The sequence below is a fragment of the Kitasatospora sp. NPDC004289 genome, from assembly GCF_053602875.1.
Window position 1 is genome coordinate 1 of sequence record NZ_JBSGEL010000182.1, and the last position, 1,634, is coordinate 1,634.

1 protein-coding gene is annotated in these 1,634 nt (G+C 75.5%); it reads right to left on the minus strand.

Features of this window, described 5'->3' with window-relative positions; genetic code table 11:
- A partial coding sequence (locus ACWEPF_RS39905; RefSeq protein WP_452176530.1) for a beta-ketoacyl synthase N-terminal-like domain-containing protein occupies positions 1 to 1,574 on the minus strand: 1,574 nt, incomplete at its 3' end.
- Between the last annotated feature and the right edge of the window lie 60 nt (positions 1,575 to 1,634).

A 1,634-nucleotide genomic window follows, 5' to 3' on the forward strand; every position in this document is an offset into this window, starting at 1 on the left:
CGAAGCCAGTCGCGGCGGCCGCCATCGACAGCCAGGTCCACAGCGGCCAGCCGTCCTCCTGACCCTGGTTCAGCGGTAGCACGAGCAGGGCGCAGCTCCGCCCAGCCGGTGCCGTCGGCGGCGGCCGCGAAGGCCTTGCAGCGGCCGTCGGGCGACATGGCCCGCTGGCGGGAGAACTCCACGAAGGTGGTCGGGGTGGTCATCAGCAGCACGCCGCCCGCCACCGCCAGGTCGGACTCCCCGGCCCGCAGCGACTGTGCGGCCAGGTGGAGCGCGACCAACGAGGAGGAGCAGGCGGTGTCCACGGTGACGGCCGGGCCCTCGAAACCGAAGGTGTAGGAGATCCGGCCCGAGGCCACCGAGCCCGCGTTGCCGATCCCCAGGTACGCCTCCAGCTCCTTCGGCACCTGCTGCCCGGCGCCCGCGTAGTCGCGGCCGGAGATGCCGGCGAAGACGCCGGTGCGGCTGCCGCGCAGCGCGGTCGGGTCGATGCCGGCCCGCTCGAAGGCCTCCCAGGTGGTCTCCAGCAGCAGCCGCTGCTGGGGGTCGATCGCGGGCGCCTCGCGCGGCGGGATCCCGAAGAACTCGGCGTCGAACTCGCCGATGCCGTCGAGGAATCCGCCGTGCTTGGAGTACGAGGTGCCGGGCCGGTCCGGGTCGGGGCTGTAGAGCGACCCCAGGTCCCAGCCGCGGTCCGCCGGGAACTCGGTGAGCGCGTCCACGCCCTCGCTGACGAGGCGCCACAGGTCCTCGGGCGAGGCGACCCCGCCGGGGTAGCGGCAGGCCATGCCGACGATCGCGATCGGGTCCTCGTCCAGGTCCGCGAGCCGTACGGCGGGCGTCTCGGCGAGCTCCTCGGCGCCCCACAGCTCGGTGGCCAGCCAGTCGGCCAGGGCGGCGGGGGTCGGGTGGTCGAAGACCACGGTGGCGGGCAGGCGGCGGCCGGTGGCCGCGCCCAGGCGGTTGCGGAACTCGACGGCGGTGAGCGAGTCGAAGCCCTGCTGGCGGAAGGCCTTGGCCGGGTCGATCGCCTCGGCCGAGCCGTGCCGCTGCACGGCGGCGGCCTCGGCGCGGACCAGGGCCAGCAGGCTGCGGCGCCGCTCGGCGGCGGTTAGGGCCGCCAGACGGGCCGTCAGCTCGCCCTCGGCGGCCGGTGCGGCGGCGGCCGAGGGCTCGGCCGTGCGGCGGACCAGCTCGGCGGCGATCGGGTGGCGGCGGCCGTGGAACAGCACGGGCCAGTCGGCGTCCACCACCACCAGGGTGGTGTCACCGTGGTCCAGCGCCTGGCCGAGCAGCTCGACGGCCTGCACCGGCGGCAGCGAGACCAGGCCGTGGCGCAGCAGCTGCTCCTCGGCCCCGTCGGCGGCGATGCCGTCCCCCGCCCAGTGGCCCCAGGCGATCGAGGTGGCCGGCAGGCCGGCGGCGCGGCGGCGCTCGGCGAGGGCGTCCAGATAGGCGTTGCCGGGTGCGTAGTTGCCCTGGCCGGGGATGCCGCACAGACCGGCCACCGAGGAGAACAGCACGAAGGCGGAGAGGTCCCCCGGCAGATCGTCCCCATCCCCAACCGGAACCACGTACGCGACCAAGCGCTTGTCCCCTGGCACGTCCTCACGCACCACCACCGCGGCCTGCGC